Genomic DNA, 24,224 nt, shown 5'->3' on the forward strand with positions numbered 1-24,224 from the left:
CACTACCGCGAGCGGGGTCAGCGAGGCATCACCGCTGCGACGGGCCCCAGTAGCCCAGGTCCTTGCGGATCTGCAGGTCGCGCAGCCAGGTGCCGAACGGCTTGCGCCGCAGCGCGCCCATTTCACCGGACAGGAAATCCTCGGTCGCGGCGATCACCCGCTCGCTGGAGCGGCCATCGCGGTACGGATGGATGGCATCGGCGTAGCGCACGATCTCCGCCTGCAGCGCGGCGTCCGGATGCAGCGCGCGTTGCAGCATCGCCGGCAGCTGCGCCGGGTCAGAGAAATCGATCATGTGCGGCTTGGGCACGCGGTTGCGGAAGGTCACCACCGGCTTGTGCTGGACGATGAACTCCGAAACGATCGACGAGGTGTCCGACACCAGCACGTCGGCGGCGCGCTGCGCGGCCATCACCTGTTCCGGCTCGATGAAGCGGGCATTGGCACCGGCCAGCGCGCGGTAGCGCTCGAACAGTTCCGGCGCGCACTTCGGGTGCAGCGTCAGCAGCCAGTAACGGTCGCCGGCGGCGATGTCGGCGGCGATCTGCGCGTGCAGGTGCGGGGCCGCGCTCAAGCGCTCGGTGAAGGTCGAACCGAACAGGATCACCGGGCGACCAGCGGCCGGCGCGCGCAGCGCGGCACTCTCGCCGCCATCATCGCGGAACAGTGGGTCCAGCTTCGGCCAACCGGTCTCGGCCACCGCGAAGTGGCCCTGCTGGGCGGCGATCTGCCGGAACGGGGCCGTGGTGGCCGGGCCCTGCGTGCAGTACAGGTCGAACATGCCGCGCACCCGGAAGTGGCCGCGGGCGCTGTCGCGCTTCTCCACGTTGAAGCCATGGAACAGCTGCACCTTGGCCCCGGACAGGAAGGTCGGCACCCAGTTGGCGGCGCTGAACACCGCGCGCGGGCGCATCGCCAGGGCCTGCTTCAGGCCGATGTTGGGGACCCCGGACAGGCTGCTGCCGGCCGCGCCGCCCTCGAACCAGGCGGCCACGTCCTGCCCGGACGCGTGCAAGGCCTGCGCCAACGGGGCGAGAATAGGCAGCGCATAGCGCTCCGTCGCAAACAACAGGTACCCGGCCATCATGTCCTCCACGACCGCTCCCATCGAACGGCCTCGCATCTCGGCGTGCATTATCGCGTTCAACGAGGCCGGGCGCATCGGCGACTGCCTGGCCTCGCTGGCCTTCTGCGATGAAATCGTGGTGGTGGATTCGCAGTCCACCGATGCCACCGTGGCCCTTGCCGAGGCCGCCGGCGCCCGCGTGCTGCAGCGGCGGTTCGAGGGGTTCCGCAGCCAGAAGGCGTTCTGCGTCGAGCAGGCCAGCCATGACTGGGTGCTGTGCCTGGATGCCGACGAGCGCATCAGCCCGGAACTGCGCGCGGCCATCGAACAGGCCCGCGACGGCGGCTTCGCCGGCCACGCTGGGTACCGCTTCGCGCGCCTGTCGGAGTACTTCGGCAGGTTCCTGCGCCATGGCAACGCCTACCCGGATCGGGTGATGCGCCTGTTCGACCGCCGCCGCGGTGGCTGGCGCGGCAAGCGCGAGATCCACGAGGCGGCCAGCGTTGACGGCAGCGTCGGCACCCTGCACGGGGACCTGATCCACTACCCGTACCGCTCGCTGCAGCAGCAGCTGGCGAAGACCGAGAAGTACGCCCGGATGATGGCCGAGCACGAGTTTGCACGCGGCAAGCGCGCCACGCTCGGCAAGCTGGTGCTGGCTCCGGCCTGGCGATTCTGGCGTGGCTTCCTGTTCCGCGGTGGCTTCCGCGACGGCTGGCACGGCCTGGTCTACGCCTATGTGCGTGCCAACTACGTGCGGCAGAAGACCATCATGCTGTGGATGCTGGGCAACGGCCAGGCGGTGGCCGATCCGGCGGCGCCTGCGGAACGGTCCTGAACGGCCTGTGTCACACTGGCCGCGCGTTGCCCGAAGGTCCCCCCCATGAAAATCCTGTACACCAACTTCCACTACGGCGACGGTGGCGGCCATACGACGTACATCGTTTCCCTTGCGCGGGCCCTGCATGGCCGGCACGCGCTCCACGTTGCAGCCCCAGCCGACAGCCGCCTGCTGCGTACCGTGGCCGATGAAGGCATTGCCAGCACGTTGCCGGTCGACTTCGGCAGCGGCCTGCCGACCCTGCCGCAGCAGCTGGCCGAGCAGCGCGCGCTGCGCCGCCTGGTCCACGAAGAGAACATCGACCTGGTCCACGTCAACGGCGCACGCGACCATCGCGTGGTGATGCAGGCGCTGTTCGGCCTGCGCCGCCCCCCGATCCTGCTGACCAAGCACAACAGCAAACGTACCGATACCCTTGGAAACGCGCTGCGCGCACGTTGGGCCACCGATCGCCTGATCGCGGTCTCGGCCGATACCAAGCGCCTGCTGGAACAGGGTCCGTACCGGCGCTGCCCGATCGATGTGGTGCGCAACGGCGTCGACCTGGAGCGCTACTCGCCGCTACCGGCCGGGGCCGGCCACGCACTGCGCCAGCAATGGACCCAGGACCCAGAAGCACTGGTGCTGGTCAGCAATGCCGGCACCGATGACTACAAGGGCTGGATCGACCTGGCCCGGGCCATCGCACGGCTGCCCGATGCGATCCGCCCCCGCGTTCACATGGCCGTGGCCGGCCACCTGCCCAGCGCGCAGCAGCGCGAACAGGTGCAGGCGCTGGGAGACGTCGCAGCGCAGGTGCACTTCACCGGCCTGCTGGCCGATACCCGCGTGCTGATCGCGGCCGGCGATATCGGCTTCGTGCTGTCCCACGACATCGAGACGATCTCCTTCGCCTGCCGGGAGATGATGGCCAGCGGCAAGCCGATGCTGGTCAGCGACTTCGCCGGCCTGCCCGAGAACATCGAACAAGGAGTCGACGGCTGGGTGGTCGCCACCCGCGACATCGACGCCATCGCCGCACAGGTGGCGGCACTGTACGCGCAACGCGATGCACTGCCCGGACATGGCCATGCCGCCCGCCGCCACGCGCAGCGGGAATTCGGCCTGCAGACATTCGCCGATGCCACGCTGGCCAGCTATGAGGCAGCACTGGCCGGCCGCTGAGGGCCGGCCTTCAATCCGCTACGCCGGGCCCCTGCAGGCGGCGTTCGTGCTCAAGCTCCGCTGCCGTCGGCCTGCAGGTGCCGGCCACCGCATCAGCGGGCACCAGCCACCAGCGGCGGCGATTGGAAACACCGGCCATTTCCGCGCGTGATCGATCGATGCAGGCCTGCAGGGCGTCCTCGTTCACCAGCAGCCAGCGTCGTTGCGGAAACAGCCGCTGCCAGCGTACGGCCGCCTGCAGCTGCTCGTGCCAGCGGTCTTCGAAACCGAAGGTTGCCGCAGGCCGATCGGCCATCAGCAGGTTCTGCTCCTTCCATGCCACCAGCCCCAGCTCGGCCTGCGGGCCGATGCGCGCGCCGACCTCACGCATCAGGCCACGGGCCGAACTGGAATCGTTCAGCAGCGGATAGGCGAGCACGCCATACAGCACCCAGATTCCCGCAAGTGTCGAGATCACGGCCAGATGGCGGCGACCGCGCCCGCTTGCCCACAGGCTCAGGCCGCCCCAGATCCCCATCGCCAGCGCCGTCCATGCCAGCGCGTCGGTAGCGCCAGGCGCCAGGCCGCGACCATGGGTGAGGCGTATTTCGAAACCGGGGTCGCCCAGCAGCGCCAATGCCCCGATCAGCGTCAATCCTGCGGCCAGCAACGCGGCGAAGGCGCCCAGCACGCCCTGCACGTCGCGCCGCTTCAGCAGCCCCGGCAACAACGGTGCCAGCGCCAGGCAGAACATCGGCAGGGCCGGCAGGATGTAGACATCGCGCTTGCCGTGGGGAATGGAAAAGAACAGCACGACCAGCAGCCACCAGGCCAGCGGCAACAGGTAACGCGGGTCGCGGCGGCGCAGCCGACGCCACCACGCAGGCAGCGCCCAGGGCAGCAGCAGGAAGGCGGGAAGCCACATCGACGGCATGATCGCCAGGAAGTACCACCACGGCTGGTGATGGTCCCAGGACTGCATGTAGCGCCGCGCGGTCTGCCGGAACAGGATGTCGTCCATATAGGCCCGGTAGGGGTCCAGGCCGGTGGCCAGCGCGGCCATGATCATCGGTGCCAGCCACAGCGACACCGCCAGCAGAAACCACAGCGGCGCCAGCCAGAAGCGGACATCACCTGCATGCAGGCGTACGCGTGGCCAGTGCAGGGCCGCTGCCAGGGCGGCCGGTACGATCATCAGCAGGGCCAGCATGCCCACACCCTTGGTGATCACCCCGATGCCGGCAAAGAACCAGCCCAGCCACCACCAGCGCCAGGCAGGGCCCAGCAGCAGGTGGCGCAGCAGGCCGTAGTTGGCCAGCGTGATGAACAGCACCAGCAGCGGGTCGATCTGTGCCTTCTTCGCCTGGAAGGTGAAGTGCAGCGCGAACAGCAGCGCCCAGCCGGCATACAGCCCGACCCGCCGTGTCCACAGGCGCCGGCCAAGATCCACCACGCACCACAGCGTGCCCAGCGCGGCCAGCAGCGAAGGCAGCAGGAAGGCCACGCGCCAGTGGCCGACCAGGCCGTACAGCGTGGCCTGCCACCACATCAGCATCGGCGGCTTGTCCGAGTAGAGTTCCAGCCCACGGTGCGGAAACAACCAGTAGCCGCTGTCGACCATCTGCCTGGCCACCAGCGCGAAGCGTGGCTCGTCCGACGGCCATGGATCACGAAGGCCGAGACCGGCCCCCAGCACCAGCAGGGCCATCACCACCAACAGCCACGTCTGTCGCGAGGCGTGGGTTTTCAGCATGGGACTCGAAACGGCAGCGGGGGTCAGGCTGCTTTTATCAGACGTGCGTAGAAGAAACCGTCAGCATCGTCGTCACCTGGCAGGCGCTGGCGTGCCACGCCTTCGCAATCCACGCCGAATGCGGCGCCCAGCGGCTGCGCCTCGGCATCCGGATGCCACTTGAGAAACGCGCGCACCTGGTCGATGTTCTCGGCACGCAGGATCGAGCAGGTCGCATACAGCAGCACGCCGCCCGGGCGCAGCATCGACCAGCAGGCTTCCAGCAGGCGCGCCTGCACTCCCACCAGCGCATCGATGTCCTCGGCGCGGCGGTGGAACATGACATCCGGCTGGCGGCGGATCACGCCGGTGGCCGAACACGGTGCATCCAGCAGGATCGCGTCGAACGGCACGCCATCCCACCAGGCACCGGGATCGCTGGCATCAGCGGCCAGGGTCTGCGTGTGTTCGCCCACGCCGGTACGGGCATAGGTGTCACGGGCGCGCGCCAGGCGCCGGGCGTCGATATCCAGCGCCAGCAGTCGCAGGCTCGGGTCGCGTTCCAGCAGGTGCGCCGATTTGCCACCGGGCGCTGCGCAGGCATCCAGTACGCGCGAGCCGGCAGCGGGGGCCAGTGCATCCGCCGCACACTGCGCCGACAGGTCCTGCACCGACAGCGCGCCGTCGGCGAAGCCGGGCAGCTGATTCACCGCCACCGGGGCCGCCAGGCGCAACGCATCGGGACTGAGCGCACTGGGTTCAGCGGCAATGCCGGCTTCGGCCAGCGCTGCCAGGGCTTTGTCGCGGCCGCCGTGCTGGCGGTTGGCGCGCAGCCACAGCGGCGCAGGCTGCAGGCTTTCGTTGAACACCGCTTCGGCCTGCGCCGGCCAATCCCGTTCGATCGCCTCGGCCAGCCATTCCGGGAAGGCATCGCGCGCGGGCTGCTCCGGGAACCCTTCGCGCTGCGCGCGGCGCAGGATCGCGTTGACCAGGCCAGCCTGCCGTTCACGGCCCAGTGCACGGGCAGCATCGACCGTGGCCGACAGTGCGGCATGCGCCGGCAGTTCCAGCACATCCAGCTGCGCAAAACCGACCATCAGCAGCGTGCGCAGGTCGGCATCACGCGCCGACAGCGGCTTCTGCATCCAGCCCTGCAATGCCGCGTCATAGGTGCTGCGGCGACGCAGCACGGCAAAGCACAGTGCCTCCAGCAGCGCGCGGTCGCGGCTGTCGGCCAGCTTCGGCAGCGCCCAGGCCAGTTCGGCCTTCAGCGAACGGCCACGGGTGAACACCTGCGCCAGCACGCGTGCGGCCAGCATGCGCGTGGCCGCGCCCGGCGCTGCCTTGGCAATGGAGAAATCGTTCTGCTTCGACACCGCTTATGCCCCCACGCGCAGGTCGCGGCGAGCATTGAGGTAGTCGGCGGCGGTGATCGCCTTGCCGCCTTCGCGCTGCAGTACGCGCAGGCGCAGCACGCCCTGGCCACAGGCGATGTCGATGCCGTCGCGGCTGGCCGCCAGCACCGTGCCCGGCGCCTGGCCGTGGGCCTCATCCAGCGCCACCGCGCCATGGATGCGCACGCGCTCGCCGGCCAGCGTCGCCTCGGCGATCGGCCACGGATTGAACGCGCGCACGGTGCGCGCCAGCGCGCCGGCGTCCTGCGCCCAGTCCAGCTTCGCTTCGGCCTTGTCCAGCTTGTGCGCATAGGTCACGCCCTGCTCCGGCTGCGGCCGTGCGATCGGCTTGATGCCGGCACGCAGCAGGCCCAGGCCATCGGACAGCACCTGCGCGCCCAGTTCGGCCAGCTTGTCGTGCAGCTGCCCACCGGTATCGGTGGCGGCAATCGGCAGCTCCTGGTGCAGCAGCACCGGGCCGGTATCGAGGCCGGCCTCCATCTGCATCAGGCACACGCCGGTGGTTGCGTCGCCGGCCTGGATCGCACGCTGGATCGGCGCGGCACCGCGCCAGCGCGGCAGCAGCGAGGCGTGCACGTTCCAGCAGCCATGGGTCGGAATGGCCAGCACCGCCTTGGGCAGGATCAGGCCGTAGGCCACCACCACCATCAGGTCCGGCTGCAGATCGCGCAGCTGCTGCTGGGCCGCTTCGTCCTTCAGCGATTCGGGCTGGTAGACCGGGATGCCACGGGCGACGGCTTCAAGCTTGACCGGCGACGGCGCCAGGCCACGGCCACGACCGGCCGGGCGATCAGGCTGGGTGTAGACCGCCACGACCTCATGGTGGCGCGCAGCCGCGCGCAGCGACGACACCGCAAATTCCGGCGTACCGGCAAAGACAATCCTCATGGCTACCCCACTTGCAGGATGGATTCGTGCAGGAAAGAAAACGGCGCCGTCGGCCGGCGCCGTACAGCCCGCGCGCATCGCGCAGGCAGGGGCCACCCGAAGGGTGGCCCGGATCGGCGATCACGCCACGTGCTTGCGCTGCTTGGCCAGCTTCTTGCGCACCATCTCGCGCTTGAGCGGCGACAGATAGTCGATGAACAGCTTGCCGTCCAGGTGGTCCATCTCGTGCTGGATGCAGGTCGCCAGCACTTCGCCGGCCTCCAGCTGCTGCTCCTGGCCGTTGCGGTCCAGGTACTTCACGGTGATGGTATCGGCGCGGGTCACGTCGGCGAAGATGCCCGGGACCGACAGGCAGCCCTCCTGGTACACCCGGCCCCCGTCCTTGGCGACGATTTCCGGGTTGATGAACACATGCGGTTCATTCTTTTCTTCGCTGACGTCGATGACCATGAAGCGCTTGTGCACGTCAACCTGGGTGGCGGCCAGGCCGATGCCCGGCGCGTCGTACATGGTCAGGAACATGTTGTCGATCAGTTCCTGGAAGGCCGGCGTGGTGACTTCGGCGGCTTCGATCAACGCAGCCTTGGTACGCAGGCGCGGATCGGGGAACTCGAGAATGGGGAGAAGGGCCATGGCTGTTTCCGGATAGGGGGCCGGCACGCCGGCATACGTCGCAGATTCTAGCTCCAACGCTTGCCTTGCGCCCCGGTTTCTGGACTATAGTGCGCGGACCTGTTGGGGAATCAGGGCTTCACACCTATGTTGCTTCGTTTTCGTACGGTCGTCGCCGCGGCGATGCTGACCGTGGCTGCCTATGCTACCGCCGTGGAAGTGAATGGCGGGCACCCGGACACCTATGTGGTCCGAAAAGGGGATACGTTGTGGGATATCGCCGCACGTTTCCTGCAGAAGCCGTGGCTGTGGCCGGAGATCTGGCAGGCCAATCCGCAGATCGCCAATCCGCACCTGATCTATCCCGGTGACGTGCTCAGCCTGGCCTATCTGGACCGGGTGACCGTGGCGGCCCAGCCGGGCCCGCGCCAGGAGGCCCCGATCGACGCCATTCCGCTGGCCCAGGTAGAGCCGTTCCTGAAGCAGCTGAGCGTGGTCGACAGCATCGAGCAGCTGCCCCAGGTGGTCGGCCTGGAGGACAACCGACTGCGCGTGTCCGGTGGCGATGCCGCCTACGTGAACCTGGCCGATGCCCAGCTGGGACAGCGCTGGGCCGTGGTCCGCCCGACCGTGCGCTACGCCCAGCCCAAGCCGAGCGAAGACCTGAACGCCAACGGCGACGTCACCCCGGGCAGCGGCAACCTGTGGAAAGCCTACAACGCACCCAACGCGCGCCGCGGCGTGCTGGGCTATGAACTGGCCCAGCTCGCCACCGGCACCATCACCCGGGTTGCCGACGGCAAGGCCGGGGCCTCCACGCTGGCGCTGGACAAGAGCACGGGTGGCCGTGAAGTCCGTGTCGGCGACCGCCTGGTGCCGGTCGAGGCCCGCCCCTATGACCTGCAGTTCGTGCCGCATGTGCCGGCCGCAGGCGTGGAAGGCGTGGACGTGCGCGTGCTCGCGGTGACCGACATGTTCACCGCCGGCGGCCCGCGCGACGTGATCGCGATTTCGGCCGGCCGCGCCCAGGGCGTCGACAATGGCACCGTGTTCTCGCTGTGGCGGCAGGGCCGCCATGTGGCCAACCGCCTGAAGTACCCGACGTCGTCGCGCATGGACGATGCGCTCAGCGGCAGCGTGGGCCGGGTTGCGCTGCCGGAGGAATATGCGGCGCACGCGATGGTGTTCCGCACCTTCGACAACGTCAGCTACGCGCTGGTGATGCAGGGCGTGAAGCCGGTGCGGGTGGGCTACAACGCGCTGCACCCGGACGCGAAGTAACGGTTGCCGGGCTGCCCCGGCCACCTCAGGTAGTGCCGGCCGCTGGCCGGCAGACACCTCCGGCAAATCCTGACACGTACATGCGAAGGCGCCCGAGGGCGCCTTTGTTGCGTGCGGTCGATAGTGGGGAATGACCAAGCAAGCTGATGAGGCGCTGCTGCGCCTGGTGATGGCAGGGGGCGCACTGGCGCCGCGACGGGCATTGCTGCAGAGCGCGGGCAGCGCGGCCGCAGCCATCGCGCAGGGCACTGCGAACTGGCGCGCACACGGCTGCACACCTGAGCAGTGCGCCGCACTGGAACGCCCTGATGCGCGGGCGTGGACAGCCACGCAGCGCTGGCTGGAAGACGACCATCACCACCTCCTGGCCTTCACCGACCCGGCCTTTCCTCCCCCCTTGCTGGAAGTACCCAACCCACCGCTGGCGCTGTTCGTGGCCGGTGACCCCAGCCTGGCCTGGCGCCCCTCCGTGGCCCTGGTCGGCAGCCGCTCGCCGACGCCGGGTGGTCGCGCGCTGGCGGCCCGTTTTGCCAGCGGCTTCGTCGAGGCCGGGTTGGCGGTAACCAGCGGGCTGGCTGCCGGCATCGATGCCGCCGCCCACCAGGCAACCCTGGACGCCGGCGGCTGCACCGTCGCCGTGATCGGTACCGGCCCCGACCGCGCCTACCCGGACAGCCATGCCCGGCTGCAGGCCCGCATCGCCACCGAGGGGGCCGTGCTCAGCGAGTACCTTCCAGGCACCGCGGCCCGCCCCGGGCACTTCCCGGCCCGCAACCGGCTGGTGGCCGGGCTGGCCCTGGCCACGGTGGTGGTCGAGGCCGCCCAGCGCTCGGGAGCGCTGATCACCGCGCGCCTGGCCGCCGAGGCCGGTCGCGAGGTCTGCGCCCTGCCCGGTTCGGTGCTCAATCCACGCGCGGCGGGCTGCCACCGGCTGATCCGTGAAGGCGCCGCGTTGGTCGAGCGCCCGGAGGAGGTGCTGGAGCTGCTGGCCCCTGCGCTGCGCCAACAGCTGCCGGGCTTGCAATCGCGGCTGGCCACCCCCACTGAACAGGCACCGCCGGCACTCCTGCCGGCGCGCTGGGCCGACGACCCTGACTACCAGTGCTTGTGGCGGGCCCTGGACCACAACCCAAGCAGTATGGATTCACTGATCACGCGCTGTGGATTGACGGCGCCCCAGCTGTCCTCCATGCTGCTGGCCATGGAACTGGCGGGAATCGTGGTGTGCGTACACGGCCGCTACTGTCGAACTCCCTAGTTTCTTCACCTCCACAGCGTCGCGCGACGCAGGCCGAGGGGCAATGAAAGAGAGCATCCTGGACGTACTGCTGTACCTGTTTGAACACTATTTCAGCGAAGATGCGGACCTGATCCGTGACCGCGATTCGCTTCAGAACGGCCTGATCCAGGCCGGTTTCAGCCCAACCGAGATCAACAAGGCATTCGACTGGCTCGATGCCCTGGCCGCACAGCGGCCGAGCATGTCCCAGGCCCGGGTCGATGGCCCCGTGCGCGTCTACCACGGCCCCGAGCTGGACAAGCTGGACGTGGAATGCCGCGGTTTCCTGCTGTATCTGGAACAGCACGGCATCCTTGATGCCGACCAGCGCGAGCTGGTGCTGGACCGGGCGATGGCCCTGGACCAGGACGAACTGGACCTGGACGACCTGAAGTGGGTCGTGCTGATGGTGCTGTTCAACCAGCCCGGCTCCGAAGCGGCCTATGCCTGGATGGAAACGCAGATGTTCATGGACGAGCCAGAACCCCTGCACTGACCGTACACTTGGGGGCATAGCGCATTCAGGAGCGTCCCCGTGAGCGAGTGGTTCCACGCAGAAGGCAACCGGCAGCAGGGCCCGCTGCCGGCGGAACAGTTGGTTGAGTTGTTCCGCAACAACCAGATCTCCCTGGACACCCTGGTGTGGCGCGACGGCCTGCCGCAATGGCAGCCGTTGCGTAGCGTCGTCGACGAACTCGGCCTGATCGTTCCGGCACTGGACGCTTCTGCGCCGATCGTCGACGCCGAGCCGGAACCGGTGGCACCGCCGCCGCCGCAGCCACCCGTGCTGCCGCCCTCCACCCCGTACGCCACCAGCGCGCCGGCCGGCGTCGTGCCGGCGCCGAAGAAGCAGCTGTCCGGCTGCGCGCTCACTGCGATCATCGCAGGCGCTCTGCTGCTGGTGCTGGTGCCGATCGTGGCCATCCTTGCCGCCATCGCCCTGCCGGCCTACAACGACTACACCGTGCGCGCCAAGGTCGCCGCTGCGGCCGATGCCCTGCACCCGCTGCAGGACCAGGTGCAGCATTTCGCCGATGAGGAAGGTCGCTGCCCGGGCGCCAACGATGCCGGCTTCCCCGCCCCTGGCGATTTCACCCGGTCCGGCCTGTCGGCGGTGAACATCGGCCGCTTCAACAACGGCCACTGCGGTATCGAGGCAACACTGTCGATGCCGGGCAAGAGCATCGACGGCGATCTGCTGTGGCTGGAATATGACCGCGACAGCGGCCGCTGGGACTGCAGCGGCGCAAGCGACGACAAGTACCTGCCGCCGGCGTGCCGCGGCTGAGCCGCGCGCGTACCGGTACCTCCAAGGACGATCCAACAGGGAACATGCAATGACTGAGTGGTATTACGCCGAAGGACAGCAACGCCAGGGCCCGCTGCCGGTCCAGGAGATCCGCCAGCGCTTCCAGCGCGGCCAACTGAACCTGGACACGCTGGTCTGGCGCGAAGGCATGGCGCAGTGGGCGGCGCTGCGCCAGGTGGTCGACGAGCTTGAACTGCAGACGCTGGCCGATGCCACGGCGGCCGCCGGCAGCGGCGGCTTCGACCTGCGCGGCGACTATGCCGCCATCGACAACGGCACCGCGCCGCTGCCCGGTACCGGCGCCCTCGGCAGCTCGCCATACAGTGCGCCTGCCGCCGCAGGCTGCGCTGGCCATGCGCAGCCGGTCATGGGCGGCGAAGTGGTGTACGCGGGCTTCTGGAAGCGCGTGGCCGCCTACATGATCGACTACTTCGTGCTGTTCATCCCCGGCAGCATCATCGGCGCCATCCTCGGTGTGGTGCTCGGCGCCAGCATGGGCGCGGTGGGCAGTGGTGAATCGGCCATCGAGGTGGTCGCGCAGCTGTCCAGCGCACTGATCAACTTCGCCATCGGCATGGCGTACTACACCTGGTTCCATGCCTCCAAGGGCGGCGCCACGCTGGGCAAGATGGCGGTCGGCATCAAGGTCGTGCGCAGCAATGGCGAACGCCTGACCAAGGCGCGCGCGTTCGGTCGCTACTGGGCCATGCTGCTGAGCAGCTTCACCCTCGGCATCGGCTTCCTGATGGCGGCCTTCACCGAGCGCAAGCAGGGCCTGCACGACATGATCTGCGACACCCTGGTGGTCGACCGCTGGGCCTTCACCGACCAGCCGCAGCTGCAGCGCCGCGAGCTGGGCACGGTCACCGTGCTGGTGCTGGTGCTGACCGGCCTGCTGTCGCTGGTGGGCTTGGCCCTGCTGGTCTTCGCGGTCGGCTTCATCGCCAAGATGGCCTCCTGAACGGCCATCATCACGCCTGGCTGCTTGACATGGGCTGGCCGGGCGTGATTCCTCTAATAAGGTGAAACCTGAACGCCCGGCACATTACCGGGCGTTCAGTTTATGGATTTGCGCGTGGCCGCTTCACTAATGCGGCCGTTTGCTCCACCCTAGCGGCCCCTTCCCCACGGTTCGCCCCACAGACCCTGCTGCCATGCCCAAGCACCTGCTCATCGTCGAATCGCCGGCCAAGGCCAAGACGATCAACAAATACCTCGGCAAGGACTACACGGTCCTGGCCTCGTATGGGCATGTGCGAGACCTGATTCCGAAGGAAGGCGCGGTCGACCCGGACAATGGGTTCGCCATGCACTACGACGTGATCGACAAGAACGAGAAGCATGTCGATGCGATCGCCAAGGCTGCCAAGGGCGCCGACGACATCCTGCTGGCGACCGACCCGGATCGCGAGGGTGAGGCGATCAGCTGGCACATCGCCGAGATCCTGAAGGAACGCGGGCTGGTCAAGGACAAGCCGATGCAGCGCGTGGTGTTCACCGAGATCACCCCGCGCGCGATCAAGGAGGCGATCAGCCAGCCGCGCGAGATCGCCAGTGACCTGGTCGATGCCCAGCAGGCGCGCCGCGCGCTGGACTACCTGGTCGGTTTCAACCTGTCCCCGGTCCTGTGGCGCAAGGTCCAGCGCGGCCTGTCCGCCGGCCGCGTGCAGAGCCCGGCGCTGCGCATGATCGTCGAGCGCGAGGAAGAGATCGAAGCCTTCATCGCCCGCGAATACTGGTCGATCGCCGCCGAGTGCGCGCATCCCTCGCAGCACTTCAACGCCAAGCTGATCAAGCTGGACGGGCAGAAGTTCGAGCAGTTCACCATCACCGACGGCGACACCGCCGAAGCCGCCCGCATGCGCATCCAGCAGGCGGCGCAGGGCTCGCTGCATGTCACCGACGTGGCCAGCAAGGAGCGCAAGCGCCGCCCGGCGCCGCCGTTCACCACCTCCACCCTGCAGCAGGAAGCCTCGCGCAAGCTTGGTTTCACCACCCGCAAGACCATGCAGGTCGCGCAGAAGCTGTACGAAGGCGTGGCGATCGGTGACGAAGGCACCGTCGGCCTGATCTCGTACATGCGTACCGACTCGGTGAACCTGTCGCAGGATGCGTTGGCCGAGATCCGCGACGTGATCGCCCGCGATTACGGCATCGCCTCGCTGCCAGACCAGCCGAACACCTACCAGACCAAGTCGAAGAACGCCCAGGAAGCGCACGAAGCCGTACGCCCGACCTCGGCGCTGCGTACCCCGGCCCAGGTCGCGCGGTTCCTGACCGACGACGAGCGCCGCCTGTACGAGCTGATCTGGAAGCGTGCGGTGGCCTGCCAGATGATTCCGGCCACGCTCAACACGGTCAGCGTCGATCTGTCGGCCGGCAGCGAGCACGTGTTCCGCGCCAGCGGCACCACCGTGGTCGTGCCCGGCTTCCTGGCCGTGTACGAGGAAGGCAAGGACAGCAAGAGCGCCGAGGACGAAGACGAAGGCCGCAAGCTGCCGGCGATGAAGCCCGGCGACCGCGTGCCGCTGGAGCGCATCCAGGCCGAGCAGCATTTCACCCAGCCGCCGCCGCGCTACACCGAAGCGGCGCTGGTGAAGGCGCTGGAAGAGTACGGCATCGGCCGTCCCTCGACCTACGCCTCGATCATCCAGACCCTGCTGTTCCGCAAGTATGTGGAAATGGAAGGCCGCAGCTTCCGCCCGTCCGACGTCGGCCGTGCGGTGTCCAAGTTCCTGTCCAGCCACTTCACCCGGTACGTGGACTACGACTTCACCGCCAAGCTCGAGGACGAGCTCGACGCCGTCTCGCGTGGCGAGGAGGAGTGGATCCCGCTGATGGCCCGCTTCTGGGAGCCGTTCAAGGAGCTGGTGGAAGACAAGAAGGAATCGGTCGACCGTGCCGAGGCCAGTGGCGCCCGCGAGCTCGGCACCGACCCGAAGACCGGCAAGCCGGTCAGCGTGCGGCTGGGCCGCTTCGGGCCGTACGCGGCTATCGGCAGCACTGCCGAGGACGCCGAGGAAAAGCCCAAGTTCGCCTCGCTGCGCCCCGGCCAGTCGATGCACACCATCTCCCTGGAAGACGCGCTGGAACTGTTCCTGATGCCGCGTGCGCTGGGTGAGGACAACGGCGAACCGGTCAGCGTCGGCATCGGTCGTTTCGGTCCGTTCGCCAAGCGTGGCAGCACCTATGCCTCACTGAAGAAGGAAGACGACCCGTACACCATCGACCTGGCCCGCGCCGTGTTCCTGATCGAAGAGAAGGAAGAGATCGCGCGCAACCGGATCATCAAGGAGTTCGAGGGCAGCGACATCCAGGTGCTGAACGGCCGCTTCGGCCCGTACATCAGCGACGGCAAGATGAACGGCAAGATCCCCAAGGATCGCGAGCCGGCCTCGCTGACCCTGGCCGAAGTGCAGCAGCTGATGGAAGAAACCGGCAAGCCGGTGCGCAAGGGCTTCGGTGCCAAGAAGGCCGCTGCGAAGAAGGCACCGGCCAAGAAGGCGGCGGTGAAGAAGGAGGCGGCGCCGAAGAAGGCCGCCGCCAAGAAGGCCCCGGCCAAGAAAGCGGTAAAGAAGGCTGCTGCGAAGAAGGCGCCGGCCAAGAAGGCCGTAAAGAAGGCAGCCAAGTAGATCCACGCCCTGCGTGGATGAGGGGCGTGCGGACCAACGGTCCGCACCCACCACGGTCCGCCCCCACCAACGATGCCGGCCAGCGGCCGGCAGCACCGAGCGGCACCGTTCCACCCCTTCTGCACGCAGCAGGGGGATAATGAAGCCCCACGCCGGGCCGGTCGCCGCCATGAAAGAACTCACCCTGGACTCTGCTGTCGCCACGCTCCGCGCGGGCGGCGTGATCGCCTATCCGACCGAAGCGGTCTGGGGCCTGGGCTGCGATCCTTCGCACGAGGCAGCGGTGCACATGGTGCTGCGGCTGAAACAGCGCCCGATCGAGAAAGGCATGATCCTGGTCGCTGCCGATCTGGCCCAGCTGGAAGGCTGGGTGCGGCTGCAGGCACTGCCCGACGCGCGCCAGCGCGCGGTGCTGGCCAGCTGGCCCGGTGCCAACACCTGGATCCTGCCAGCCGGCCCGCGTGCGCAGCCCTGGGTCACCGGCGAGCACAGCGGCATCGCAGTGCGCATCAGCGCCCACCCGCTGGTGGCCGCACTCTGCCGTGCCTGGGGAGGCCCGCTCGTCTCCACCAGCGCCAACCTGGCCGGGGAACCACCGGCGCGCAGCCGCGAAGAGCTGGACCCACGCCTGCTGCGCCTGCTCGACGGCCTCCTCGATGGACAGACCGGCGGCCTGGCCCAGCCCACCCCGATCCGCGATGCACTCAGCGGCAACGTGCTGCGCTCCTGAGCCGACGATTGCGCTGCCGCGGACAATCACGCACCCTGCCGCCATGACCCTGCTGCGCGCCGCCCTGAGCCTGAGCCTGCTGCTGCCGTGGACGGCGAGCGCCGCCGAGGCCGAGGACGTGCGCGTGTACCGCTGCGTGGCCAGCAACGGCGCCGTCGCCCTGCAGGACCGGCCGTGCAACAGCGGCCGCCAGGAAGTGCGCGACCTGCAGCGTCCGCGTGACCCCGCCCCCCGCGTGGTACGCAGCGATGCCACACCGCCGCTGCCCAGCGAGACGCCGGCCATCCGCGAGCGCGAAGTCCGCCACGTCTACATCCAGCCACCGCAGCCGATGTACGAATGCGTGAGTGACGATGGCCGGCGCTATACCAGCGATAACAACGAAGGCAATCCGCGCTGGGTCCCGCTGTGGACCAGTGTCTGGCTTCCGCGTGGGCATCACGGCCCGGTCTATCCCGGACCACGACCGGCCATCGGCACGCCGGTTGGTACGCCCATTGGCGAAGGCGCGGGGTATCGCCCGCCTGCGGTGGGGGTAGGCGTGCAGGTCCCAGCCGGCAACGTGCTGGTCCGCGACAGCTGCCACGCGCTGCCGCCGCAGGAAGTCTGCGCGCGCCTGCGCGACCGCCGCTGGGAACTGGACCGGCGCTACAACAGCGCGCTGCAGAGCGAACGTACCGCCATCAGCAACGAGCAACGCGGCATCGATGCGCGCCTGTCGCGTGATTGCCAGCGCTGAGCGCGGCGTCCCATCACAGCCTGTACGCTGTACGCATGAACAGATTGATCTGGCTGGCCCTGGCCCTGCTGCCCGGCCCTGCATTGGCTGACGAGGGCGTGATCTACCGCTGTACGTCCAGCAGCAGTGACATCCCCATCCTGCAGCGCACGCCCTGCCCGGCCGGCAGCACGCAGCAGGTCGTGCGCGTGCCGGCGCCCTCCAGCCCGCAACCCGCCGTGGTTGAACGCCCACAGGCGCTGGCTCCGGTTCCGCCACCGGTTCCCCAGGCCAGCGAACCCGCTGCAGCGCCTGCAACGCCCGCGGCGCCACGGCGCGCGGACCAGGGGCGCACGATCATGGAAGCAGGCATGGTTGAACGCGAAGGCGGCGACCAGATTCTCGACAGCGCGACGCTGCAACGCGAAGCCGAGGCCCGCGCCGCATCCGGCGACGGGCCACCGAAACCGCCGTTGCCACCGATCTTCCAGTGCACCGACAGCCAGGGCGGTGGCTACCTGCACGAGTACGAGGCCGCCCCCGGGCGCTGCGAACTGATGACCGTGCAGGGGCTGGGCGGCGCCACGCCGGTGAATGCAGCAGGCTGCGAAGTGGTGCGTGACCGCTGCGAGGCGCTGCCCGAGACGCAACGCTGCGGCAGCTGGCAGCAACGCTTCCGCGATGCACGCGGCCGCGAGCGATTCGCCGCACCGGAGAACCGCGATACCGCGCGCGGTGAACGCGAACGGCTGCAGGGCGTGCTGGAGGCCAGCAACTGCCCGGTGCCGGGGTGACAGCCACCGGTAGTGCCGGCCGCTGGCCGGCAACTGCAATCATCTGAAGATCCTGAGGTTGCCGGCCAGCGGCCGGCGCTACCCTCGAACGATCAGAACCCGTAGCGCAGGAAACCGCCATCCACCGCGATGCACTCGCCGGTGACATAGCTGGCTGCCGGCAGGCACAGGAAGCCCACGGCTGCGGCCACTTCATCGGGCTCGCCAATGCGGCGCATCGGCGTGCGGTTGATCACTTCCTCGTAGTAATCCGGGTCCGACAGCGGACCGGACGTGCGCCGCGTACGGATGTACCACGGCGCCACCGCATTGACCCGGATGCCATCCTCGGCCCACTCGACGGCCAGGTTGCGGGTCATCTGGTGCATCGCCGCCTTGCTCATGCCGTACACCACGCCACTGCGCACATGGGTCAGGCCGGACACGCTGCCGACATTGACGATCGACGACGACGCGTGCCGGGCCAGCAGCGGATGCGCGTAGCGCGACAGCTCGAACGCAGAGAACAGGTTGGTCTCGAAAATCTGGCGCCATTCGTCCTCGGAGTATTCCGTGGCCGCCTTGGTGACGTTGCCACCGGCATTGTTGACCAGGATATGCAGGCCATCGCTGTGATCTTCCACCCAGTCCAGGATCTGGCGGCGGTCCTCGTCATCGGAGACATCGGCAGCCAGCGCGTGCACCTGGTGCTGCGGATACACGTCCAGCAGTTCGTCGCGTGCCGTCTCCAGCATGTCGATATCGCGGCCGACGATCATCAGGTCGGCACCGAGGCCGGCCAGTTCATGCGCGATGGCCAGGCCGATACCGGCGCTGGCGCCGGTGATCAGGGCGGTCTGGCCATCCAGGCGCCACCGTTGCTGGGTCATGTGTCCTCCGGGGCCGCGCCCGCTGTGTTTCGATGCCGCAAGGATACGCGCTCACGGCGGCTGCCTGCCGGGGGTGCGACACTGCCCGCACGCCCACCGCGGAGAGCCGCCATGCGCATGTTGATCCTGTCCTCGCCCCTGCTGGCCACCGTGCTGCTGGCGGGCTGCCAGCGCCCACCGGCGCCGAACCCGGAAAAGCCACCGGTACCCCGGGCGATGTCGCGCGCAATCGACCAGCCGCTGGACCGCGCCAAGGGCGTGCAGAAAACCGTGGACGATGCCGCTGCGCGTGAACGCACGGCCGAAGCCGAGGCGACGCAGTAACCCCGCAAACGAAAACGCCCGGCCGAAGCCGGGCGTTTCCAGTAGATCCACGCCATGCGTGGCCGTGCCAGTAGATCCACGCCATGCGTGGCCGTACCAGTAGATCCACGCCATGCGTGGATGGGCGCTCCGATCAGAACCCGCAGAAGCAGTACGCCAGCGCCTTCACCGGCGCACCGTTGCCCTTCTCGCGGGCCGCGTTCTCGACGAAGCGCAACTGCGTGTCCACTTCCGGCATCGTGCGGGCCAGCATCATCCGCGCCATGCCCGAGTCGGACAGCATCCACGCACCGGCGCGGCTGCCGGCGAAACCGCTGACGAACTGCGCGAACGGCGTCGCCGCCTTCTCGATGTAGCGCACGCGGTAGGCATCGGCCTTGCCCAGCTTGGCGCGGCTGGCGGCGTCGGCCACGGCATCCTTCAGGCCACCGAAGGCATCGACCAGGCCACGTTCCTTGGCCTGCGCACCGCTCCACACGCGGCCACGGGCCACTTCGTCGACGGCCTCGACCGGCTTCTTGCGCGCATCGGCGACGCGGCCGGTGAAGTCGGCATAGCCCTTGTTGATCACCGTCTGGATGACCTGGCCGACGGCCGGGTCCATCGGACGGGTGACGTCGAAGGCACCGGCAAAGCGGGTGGTGCCGACGCCGTCGGTGTGCACGCCGATCTTGTCCAGCGCGCGGCTGAAGTTCGGCACCATGCCGAAGATGCCGATCGAACCGGTGATGGTCGACGGATCAGCGTAGATGCGGTCGGCATTCATGCTGATCCAGTAACCACCGGACGCAGCCAGATCGCCCATCGACACCACTACCGGCTTGCCGGCCGCCTGCAGGGCCACCACTTCGCGGCGGATCTGCTCGGAGGCGAACACTTCACCGCCCGGCGAATCGACGCGCAGCACCACGGCCTTGACGTTCTCATCGTCGCGCGCGGCGCGCAGCAGCGCGGAGGTCGACTCGCCGCCGATACGGCCGGCCGGCAGGTCGCCACCGCTGATCTCGCCTTCGGCCACTACCACCGCCACCTGCGGACGCGAGTCCACCGGGTTGCGGCGAGCGTCGAGCAGCGCCAGGTAGCGCCCGAAGTCGACGTTGCGGAAACCGCCGTCGGCATCGTCATCGGCCACGCCACGCTCGATCATCAGATCCTCGAATTCCTCGCGGGTCTTCAGCGCGGTTACCAGCTTCTGCTGCAGGGCGAACTTGGCCAGGTCGCCACCGGCGGCGGCGATGCCCTCCGGCAAGGTGTCGATGCCGGCGGCCAGCTGGGCCGGATCCAGGCGGCGGGCCTTGGCGATGTCGGCCAGGTAGCGCTGCCACACGTCGTTCATCCAGAACAGGTCGGCCTCCTTGGAGGCCGGCGAGGCGGCGTCGAGCACGTACGGCTCGGCGGCGGACTTGTACTCGCCCACCTTGAACAGATGCACGTCCACGCCCAGCTTGTCCTGCAGGCCGGTGCGGAAGTACTGGCGGTAGCGGCCCAGGCCCTCAAGCACCACCGACCCCATCGGGTCCAGGTAGACCTCGTCGGCCTGTGCGGCCAGCAGGTACTGCGACTGGCCCATGCTCTCGCTGTAGGCCACCAGCTGCTTGCCGGACGCGCGCAGGTCCTGCAGCGCCGACGCCACTTCGCGCAGCGAGGCGAAGCCCGACGGCTGCAGCTTGTCCAGCTCCAGCACCACGCGCTCGATCTTCTTGTCTTCCTTGGCCGACTCGATCACCCGCAGCAGGTCGCGCAGCTGGATCTCCTCGGCACCGTTGTCGCCCACCGCCTTGGCCAGCGCGCGGCTGACCGGATCGGCGCTGAACTGCTCGACCAGGCGTCCTTCCGGCGCGATCACCAGGGTGGTGCGGTCCTGCAGCGATTTGCTGGCACCGGCGCCCATGCCGGCAGCGATGACGAACATCACCAGCAGCAGGAACAGCAGGCCGAAGAACACCAGGTTGAGGATCAACCGGCGGGTGAAATTCATGACGTCCCACAGCCCGATGAAGAAGCTGGCGACGGGATTGCGACGCGCCGGGGGCAGCGGGGGCACGGGTTGATTCATGGAACGCTCCGGATGGCTTCTTGCCGTGGTACCAGCATAGCCGGTGCCGTGTGATGCGGCATCGGACACAAGTCAGGGGATCGCCCGCCATGGGTCAGCATGGCGGGCAGGAAGGATCAGGACAGGGTGGACTGGCCGATGCGCAGGCTGCTGCGGCGCAGGCGCCAGCCCATCAGGATGGCGGCCGCGGTCAGGCCCACGATCAGGCCGATCCACATGCCCTGCGGGCCCATGCCCAGGCCCAGGCCGAGCCCGGCGCCAAGCGGCATGCCCAGGCCCCAGTACGCGAACATGGCGATGAACATCGGTACGCGGGTGTCCTTCAGGCCGCGCAACGCGCCGGCCGACAGCACCTGGATGCCATCCGGGAACTGGAAGGTGGCCGCGTACAGCAGCAGGGTCGAAGCCAGGCCGGCCACCGCCAGATCGTTGGTGTACACCCCGACGATGGCATCGTGGCCGAACAGCAGCACCGCCGCCGACAACGTCTGCGTGCCCATGATGATCGCGTAACCGGCCCACGCCGCACGCCGCACACCGAAGCCATCACCACGGCCGACGGCATGGCCGACGCGCACGGTAGTGGCCTCGGCCACGCCCATCGGAATCATGAAGCACAGCTGCGCGACGTTGATCGCGATCTGGTGCGCGGCCGCCTCGTTGGCGCCCAGGCGGCCTATCAGCAGCGCGGTGACGATGAACAGGCCACCTTCCATCAGCACGGTGATACCGATCGGCAGGCCGGTGCGCAGCAGTTCCCAGATCGCCTTCCAGCGCGGCCCTTCGAAGTGCGAGAACAGCTGCAGGTGGGCGAAGCGCTTGGTGAACCACAGGTAGGTAGCGAAGGCGATCGCCTGCAGCCACATCATCACCGCCGAGGCGATGCCGAGGCCTTCGGCACCCATTTCCGGGAAACCGAGCTTGCCGTTGGCCAGCACATAGCCCATCGGCGCCAGCACCAGCAGGCCGCCGAAACCCAGCAACATGGTCGGCAACGTCCAGTGCATGCCCTCGCTCAGGTAGCGCATGCAGAAGTACAGGGTCAGCGCCGGGCCGCCCCAGCGCACCGCATGCAGGAACGCGGTCGCGCCCGGCACGATGTCCGGGGCGATGCCGAAGGCCGGCAGCAGCGGCGGCACCACGGTGAGGAAGGTGAACATGATCAGGCCCAGGCCCAGTGCCAGCCACAGTGCCTGGCGGAACAGCGGGCCGATCTCGCGCTCGCGGCCAGCGCCGTGCAGCTGCGATACCGAGGCGGTGAGCGAGATCAGCGTGCCGATCGGGATCAGCATCGGCAGCCACAGCAGGGCGGTGCCGATGGTCACCGCGGCCAGGGTCGCGGTGGCGTGGTGGCCGGCAATCACGTTGTCGACGAAGGAGATCAGGCCGGTGGAGACATGGCCCAGCACAAGCGGCAGGGCGAGCAGACCGGTGGCGCCGACTTCCTTGCTGAAGCGCGGCGTGGAGGTTGCAGTAGACATAAGGTGCTTGACGCGAACTACGGTTGCGCGCGAAGGGCACAGGCACCGGGTTTGCGGCCGGTCATCTTACGCGCGCAGCGCGCGCATTCCCATGACACGGTGTGAATGCTGGGTTCCAGCCACAAAAAGGGGACGGAGGGGATTAAGTCGTTTCAGACCCAATTGTTCCGAATACGACTTAATCCCCTCCGTCCCTTTTTTACTGTCCGGCCTGGCGCTTGAGCCAGGTGTCACGCTCGGCGGCGGGCACCGCGAGGAAGGCGCTGCGCACCGCGTCGCGTTCCTGCGGCGGCGTGCGCTGTGCGACCAGGGCCAGCTGTGCCAGCTGGGCCGGGCTGAGCTGGCGCAGCACGGCCAGCGCGGCCTCGCGCTGTTGCGGCGGCACATAGCCGAACAGGCCATGCAGCTTGGGGAATACCAGGCCCAGCTGCGGGCCCAGTCGCCAGCCTTCGCGGAAGGCCTGGTCCTGCGCCTGGAACTGCTGGCGCAGGCGCTGCTGCTGGTCGGCCGGCAACGCGTTGAATCGCGTCGCAGCCTGGCGGATGCGCTCACGCTCGCCTTCCGGAAGCGCCCGCCACGCGGCGTAGTCGGCACGTCGCTGGCGCTGCTGCGCTGCATCCAGCTGCGCGAAGGCCGACGGCGCAGCGGCCGGGGCCGGTGCTGTCGCCTCAACGCCGGGCGCCGGCGCAGGCAGGGGCACATTCAAGGTCTGCGGTGCGGCGGACAGCGACAGCGGCAGGGCCAGCAGCGCGCTGGCGAACAGGGTCTTATTCATCGGCAGCGGTGGTTTCCAGCGTGGCACTGGCCGGCTCGGGCCGGTTCGGCCTGGATTGCGATTCGTCCACCGGCAACGGACCGCCTGCGGCGGTCCACGCATACAGATCGGCATCGGCCAGCAGCGGGTAGTCGCGGTCGGCCAGCATCGTGGCGTCGTCTGCGGCCTGGGAAGGCGTCGTATCCGGCGCGGCGTTGACCGTGCTCGGCGGCAACGCCTCCACCGTGACCGGGCCGGCCTCGCCGACCACGCCTTCCGGCAACGGTGCCGCGGCACCGAACGAACGGCCCTGCAGGTAGCGCCAGCCCAGCGCCGCCGCCAGCAGCACCACTACGGTCAGCAGCAGGATCAGCGGGCCGCGCCAGCGCGGCTTGGCAGTCGGGCGGCGGCGCTTGCCATTGGCGGCCGCACGCTCATCGCGCTGCGGTGCGCGCCAGCTGGAGGTCGGGGCATCGCTGGCGGCGGCCGGTGCGGCCGGCTGCTGCAGCTGCTGCAGGCGCTTGGCCGGCAGGTCGCGGATGCGCAGCTGCACCTGTTCGGCCAGTTGGCGCCAGGCCGACGCGTCGGGCTGGCCGTGCGCATCGCGCGGGCAGGCATTGGCCAGCAGGTGCTGGTAGCCCGCTTCGTCCTGGTCGAGCACGCGCATGGCGATGCCTTCGTCCAGGCTGCCGCCCACCCGCAGCAACAAGGCCAGGCGCGGCAGCGGGTCCATCCCGCCCAATGCGGCCAACGGCGGCGCCCACTGGCCGCCCACCGGCTCGCGCAGTGCCTGGCGCTGGCCCAGCAGGGTCCAGAAGCGGGTCGGCCACTGTGCCATCGGCAGGTCGCTGGCCACCGCGGCAAACGCGCGCATCACCGCCACCAGGGTCTGCTCGGCGCGGGCAGCATCGCCGCACTGCAGTTCAGCCACCACCAGGGCACGGCGTTCAACACCACGCAGGAACGCCGACAGCGCACCGGCCGCGGTCGAGGAAACAGGGGCGGGCACAGCCGTCATCGGTCACTCCAAAGGTCTGCCGGCATGATAGCGGCAGGCCATCGACGCCCGTAGGACTTGCGCCCGCTGGCACTTCGTGCTGCAGGTTGTGCACAGCACCACGCCCCCCTCGGGCAAAACTGGGGCATCCAGCTGAATCCACTCTGTTTCAGCAATGTTTCACACTCAACTTGTTGATTTATATCTCTTTTCTCATGTGGCGATTTTTTGACCAACCCAAGCGTGAGGCCGTCGCCATCGGCCTCCTGCGCGCCCGTCGACCGGTAACGCACAACGTTATCC

At 68.6% G+C, this 24,224-nt stretch carries 22 protein-coding genes; 12 read left to right on the forward strand and 10 right to left on the reverse strand.

From position 1 onward, the window contains the following. Positions 1 to 28 precede the first annotated feature (28 nt). The gene (locus N5C18_RS03455) at positions 29 to 1,087 is read right to left on the reverse strand and encodes a CDP-glycerol glycerophosphotransferase family protein (protein WP_053510190.1); all 1,059 of its coding nucleotides are present in this window, start codon (positions 1,085 to 1,087) and stop codon (positions 29 to 31) included. On the opposite strand from N5C18_RS03455, the gene N5C18_RS03460 reads away from it, so the two are divergent. Together N5C18_RS03460 and N5C18_RS03465 are read left to right on the forward strand one after the other, a co-directional pair. Further along, complete coding sequence (locus N5C18_RS03460) at positions 1,086 to 1,904, forward strand: glycosyltransferase family 2 protein (protein WP_053510192.1); 819 nt, start codon at positions 1,086 to 1,088, stop codon at positions 1,902 to 1,904. The two genes, N5C18_RS03455 and N5C18_RS03460, sit on opposite strands and share 2 nt — an antisense overlap. Before the next feature lie 45 nt (positions 1,905 to 1,949). After that, entirely contained in the window at positions 1,950 to 3,071 is a 1,122-nt protein-coding gene (locus N5C18_RS03465; protein WP_279943839.1) for a glycosyltransferase family 4 protein, read from the forward strand. 10 nt (positions 3,072 to 3,081) lie between these two features. Here the strand turns inward: N5C18_RS03465 and N5C18_RS03470 are convergent, their stop codons facing one another. The 4 genes from N5C18_RS03470 to def form a co-directional block, all read right to left on the reverse strand. Continuing rightward, on the reverse strand, positions 3,082 to 4,803 hold the full coding sequence (locus N5C18_RS03470) for a glycosyltransferase family 39 protein (protein ID WP_279943840.1): 1,722 nt from the start codon (positions 4,801 to 4,803) through the stop codon (positions 3,082 to 3,084). Between the two features lie 23 nt (positions 4,804 to 4,826). Further along, entirely contained in the window at positions 4,827 to 6,158 is a 1,332-nt protein-coding gene (gene rsmB / locus N5C18_RS03475) for a 16S rRNA (cytosine(967)-C(5))-methyltransferase RsmB (RefSeq protein WP_279943841.1), read from the reverse strand. Positions 6,159 to 6,161: 3 nt separating this feature from the next. Further along, entirely contained in the window at positions 6,162 to 7,085 is a 924-nt protein-coding gene (fmt, locus tag N5C18_RS03480; RefSeq protein WP_053510201.1) for a methionyl-tRNA formyltransferase, read from the reverse strand. A 120-nt stretch (positions 7,086 to 7,205) separates the two neighbouring features. Continuing rightward, positions 7,206 to 7,718: a peptide deformylase gene (def, locus tag N5C18_RS03485; protein WP_008267110.1), complete on the reverse strand. Its 513-nt coding sequence runs from the start codon at positions 7,716 to 7,718 to the stop codon at positions 7,206 to 7,208. A gap of 126 nt (positions 7,719 to 7,844) precedes the next feature. Between def and N5C18_RS03490 the strand changes: the two genes are divergently transcribed. From N5C18_RS03490 to N5C18_RS03530, 9 genes are all read left to right on the forward strand, one after another. Then, on the forward strand, positions 7,845 to 8,978 hold the full coding sequence (locus tag N5C18_RS03490) for a LysM peptidoglycan-binding domain-containing protein (protein WP_053450904.1): 1,134 nt from the start codon (positions 7,845 to 7,847) through the stop codon (positions 8,976 to 8,978). 130 nt (positions 8,979 to 9,108) lie between these two features. Further along, positions 9,109 to 10,236 carry a DNA-processing protein DprA gene (gene dprA, locus N5C18_RS03495; RefSeq protein WP_279943842.1) on the forward strand — a complete coding sequence of 376 codons (1,128 nt, stop codon included), beginning with the start codon at positions 9,109 to 9,111 and terminating at the stop codon, positions 10,234 to 10,236. A 43-nt stretch (positions 10,237 to 10,279) separates the two neighbouring features. After that, positions 10,280 to 10,753 (forward strand): DUF494 family protein, encoded by a 474-nt coding sequence (locus N5C18_RS03500; RefSeq protein WP_006472770.1) that lies wholly within the window; start codon positions 10,280 to 10,282, stop codon positions 10,751 to 10,753. A gap of 39 nt (positions 10,754 to 10,792) precedes the next feature. Continuing rightward, positions 10,793 to 11,545: a pilin gene (locus N5C18_RS03505; RefSeq protein WP_053509991.1), complete on the forward strand. Its 753-nt coding sequence runs from the start codon at positions 10,793 to 10,795 to the stop codon at positions 11,543 to 11,545. Positions 11,546 to 11,594: 49 nt separating this feature from the next. Continuing rightward, positions 11,595 to 12,527, forward strand: a complete 933-nt coding sequence (locus N5C18_RS03510; RefSeq protein ID WP_279943843.1) for an RDD family protein — start codon at positions 11,595 to 11,597, stop codon at positions 12,525 to 12,527. A 193-nt stretch (positions 12,528 to 12,720) separates the two neighbouring features. Further along, a complete protein-coding gene (locus N5C18_RS03515) occupies positions 12,721 to 15,198 on the forward strand; it encodes a DNA topoisomerase I (RefSeq protein ID WP_053509987.1) in 2,478 nt (825 codons plus the stop codon). Between the two features lie 139 nt (positions 15,199 to 15,337). Beyond that, positions 15,338 to 15,928 (forward strand): Sua5/YciO/YrdC/YwlC family protein, encoded by a 591-nt coding sequence (locus N5C18_RS03520; protein ID WP_080375971.1) that lies wholly within the window; start codon positions 15,338 to 15,340, stop codon positions 15,926 to 15,928. Positions 15,929 to 15,971: 43 nt separating this feature from the next. Continuing rightward, on the forward strand, positions 15,972 to 16,667 hold the full coding sequence (locus tag N5C18_RS03525) for a DUF4124 domain-containing protein (protein ID WP_279943845.1): 696 nt from the start codon (positions 15,972 to 15,974) through the stop codon (positions 16,665 to 16,667). 35 nt (positions 16,668 to 16,702) lie between these two features. Continuing rightward, positions 16,703 to 17,440: a hypothetical protein gene (locus N5C18_RS03530; RefSeq protein ID WP_279943846.1), complete on the forward strand. Its 738-nt coding sequence runs from the start codon at positions 16,703 to 16,705 to the stop codon at positions 17,438 to 17,440. 92 nt (positions 17,441 to 17,532) lie between these two features. On the opposite strand, the gene N5C18_RS03535 is transcribed toward N5C18_RS03530, so the two are convergent. After that, entirely contained in the window at positions 17,533 to 18,309 is a 777-nt protein-coding gene (locus N5C18_RS03535; RefSeq protein WP_049456856.1) for an SDR family oxidoreductase, read from the reverse strand. A 111-nt stretch (positions 18,310 to 18,420) separates the two neighbouring features. Here N5C18_RS03535 and N5C18_RS03540 point away from each other — a divergent pair, with 111 nt between their 5' ends. Then, positions 18,421 to 18,633: a hypothetical protein gene (locus N5C18_RS03540; protein WP_164241492.1), complete on the forward strand. Its 213-nt coding sequence runs from the start codon at positions 18,421 to 18,423 to the stop codon at positions 18,631 to 18,633. 133 nt (positions 18,634 to 18,766) lie between these two features. Here N5C18_RS03540 and sppA read toward each other — a convergent pair whose 3' ends face one another. The 4 genes from sppA to N5C18_RS03560 all read right to left on the reverse strand — a co-directional run bounded on the left by sppA (position 18,767) and on the right by N5C18_RS03560 (position 23,942). Then, the gene (gene sppA, locus N5C18_RS03545; protein ID WP_040006996.1) at positions 18,767 to 20,689 is read right to left on the reverse strand and encodes a signal peptide peptidase SppA; all 1,923 of its coding nucleotides are present in this window, start codon (positions 20,687 to 20,689) and stop codon (positions 18,767 to 18,769) included. 116 nt (positions 20,690 to 20,805) lie between these two features. Beyond that, positions 20,806 to 22,170 (reverse strand): MATE family efflux transporter, encoded by a 1,365-nt coding sequence (locus N5C18_RS03550; RefSeq protein WP_049456854.1) that lies wholly within the window; start codon positions 22,168 to 22,170, stop codon positions 20,806 to 20,808. A 199-nt stretch (positions 22,171 to 22,369) separates the two neighbouring features. Further along, entirely contained in the window at positions 22,370 to 22,945 is a 576-nt protein-coding gene (locus tag N5C18_RS03555) for a DUF3106 domain-containing protein (RefSeq protein ID WP_279943847.1), read from the reverse strand. Beyond that, positions 22,938 to 23,942: a hypothetical protein gene (locus N5C18_RS03560; protein WP_164241489.1), complete on the reverse strand. Its 1,005-nt coding sequence runs from the start codon at positions 23,940 to 23,942 to the stop codon at positions 22,938 to 22,940. The genes N5C18_RS03555 and N5C18_RS03560 overlap by 8 nt, the downstream gene beginning before the upstream one ends. Between the last annotated feature and the right edge of the window lie 282 nt (positions 23,943 to 24,224).

This window comes from Stenotrophomonas sp. GD03930, assembly GCF_029839665.1.
Lineage (GTDB): Bacteria > Pseudomonadota > Gammaproteobacteria > Xanthomonadales > Xanthomonadaceae > Stenotrophomonas > Stenotrophomonas forensis.

Excerpts from the sequence above, each read along its gene's own strand:
- N5C18_RS03460 (WP_053510192.1), top strand. The coding sequence starts at position 1,086 with ATGTCCTCCACGACCGCTCCCATCGAACGGCCTCGCATCTCGGCGTGC.
- N5C18_RS03455 (WP_053510190.1), bottom strand. The coding sequence starts at position 1,087 with ATGATGGCCGGGTACCTGTTGTTTGCGACGGAGCGCTATGCGCTGCCT.
- N5C18_RS03465 (WP_279943839.1), top strand. The coding sequence starts at position 1,950 with ATGAAAATCCTGTACACCAACTTCCACTACGGCGACGGTGGCGGCCAT.
- N5C18_RS03470 (WP_279943840.1), bottom strand. The coding sequence starts at position 4,803 with ATGCTGAAAACCCACGCCTCGCGACAGACGTGGCTGTTGGTGGTGATG.
- fmt (WP_053510201.1), bottom strand. The coding sequence starts at position 7,085 with ATGAGGATTGTCTTTGCCGGTACGCCGGAATTTGCGGTGTCGTCGCTG.
- def (WP_008267110.1), bottom strand. The coding sequence starts at position 7,718 with ATGGCCCTTCTCCCCATTCTCGAGTTCCCCGATCCGCGCCTGCGTACC.
- N5C18_RS03490 (WP_053450904.1), top strand. The coding sequence starts at position 7,845 with ATGTTGCTTCGTTTTCGTACGGTCGTCGCCGCGGCGATGCTGACCGTG.
- dprA (WP_279943842.1), top strand. The coding sequence starts at position 9,109 with ATGACCAAGCAAGCTGATGAGGCGCTGCTGCGCCTGGTGATGGCAGGG.
- N5C18_RS03500 (WP_006472770.1), top strand. The coding sequence starts at position 10,280 with ATGAAAGAGAGCATCCTGGACGTACTGCTGTACCTGTTTGAACACTAT.
- N5C18_RS03510 (WP_279943843.1), top strand. The coding sequence starts at position 11,595 with ATGACTGAGTGGTATTACGCCGAAGGACAGCAACGCCAGGGCCCGCTG.
- N5C18_RS03515 (WP_053509987.1), top strand. The coding sequence starts at position 12,721 with ATGCCCAAGCACCTGCTCATCGTCGAATCGCCGGCCAAGGCCAAGACG.
- N5C18_RS03520 (WP_080375971.1), top strand. The coding sequence starts at position 15,338 with ATGAAGCCCCACGCCGGGCCGGTCGCCGCCATGAAAGAACTCACCCTG.
- N5C18_RS03525 (WP_279943845.1), top strand. The coding sequence starts at position 15,972 with ATGACCCTGCTGCGCGCCGCCCTGAGCCTGAGCCTGCTGCTGCCGTGG.
- N5C18_RS03530 (WP_279943846.1), top strand. The coding sequence starts at position 16,703 with ATGAACAGATTGATCTGGCTGGCCCTGGCCCTGCTGCCCGGCCCTGCA.
- N5C18_RS03535 (WP_049456856.1), bottom strand. The coding sequence starts at position 18,309 with ATGACCCAGCAACGGTGGCGCCTGGATGGCCAGACCGCCCTGATCACC.
- N5C18_RS03540 (WP_164241492.1), top strand. The coding sequence starts at position 18,421 with ATGCGCATGTTGATCCTGTCCTCGCCCCTGCTGGCCACCGTGCTGCTG.
- sppA (WP_040006996.1), bottom strand. The coding sequence starts at position 20,689 with ATGAATCAACCCGTGCCCCCGCTGCCCCCGGCGCGTCGCAATCCCGTC.
- N5C18_RS03550 (WP_049456854.1), bottom strand. The coding sequence starts at position 22,170 with ATGTCTACTGCAACCTCCACGCCGCGCTTCAGCAAGGAAGTCGGCGCC.
- N5C18_RS03555 (WP_279943847.1), bottom strand. The coding sequence starts at position 22,945 with ATGAATAAGACCCTGTTCGCCAGCGCGCTGCTGGCCCTGCCGCTGTCG.
- N5C18_RS03560 (WP_164241489.1), bottom strand. The coding sequence starts at position 23,942 with ATGACGGCTGTGCCCGCCCCTGTTTCCTCGACCGCGGCCGGTGCGCTG.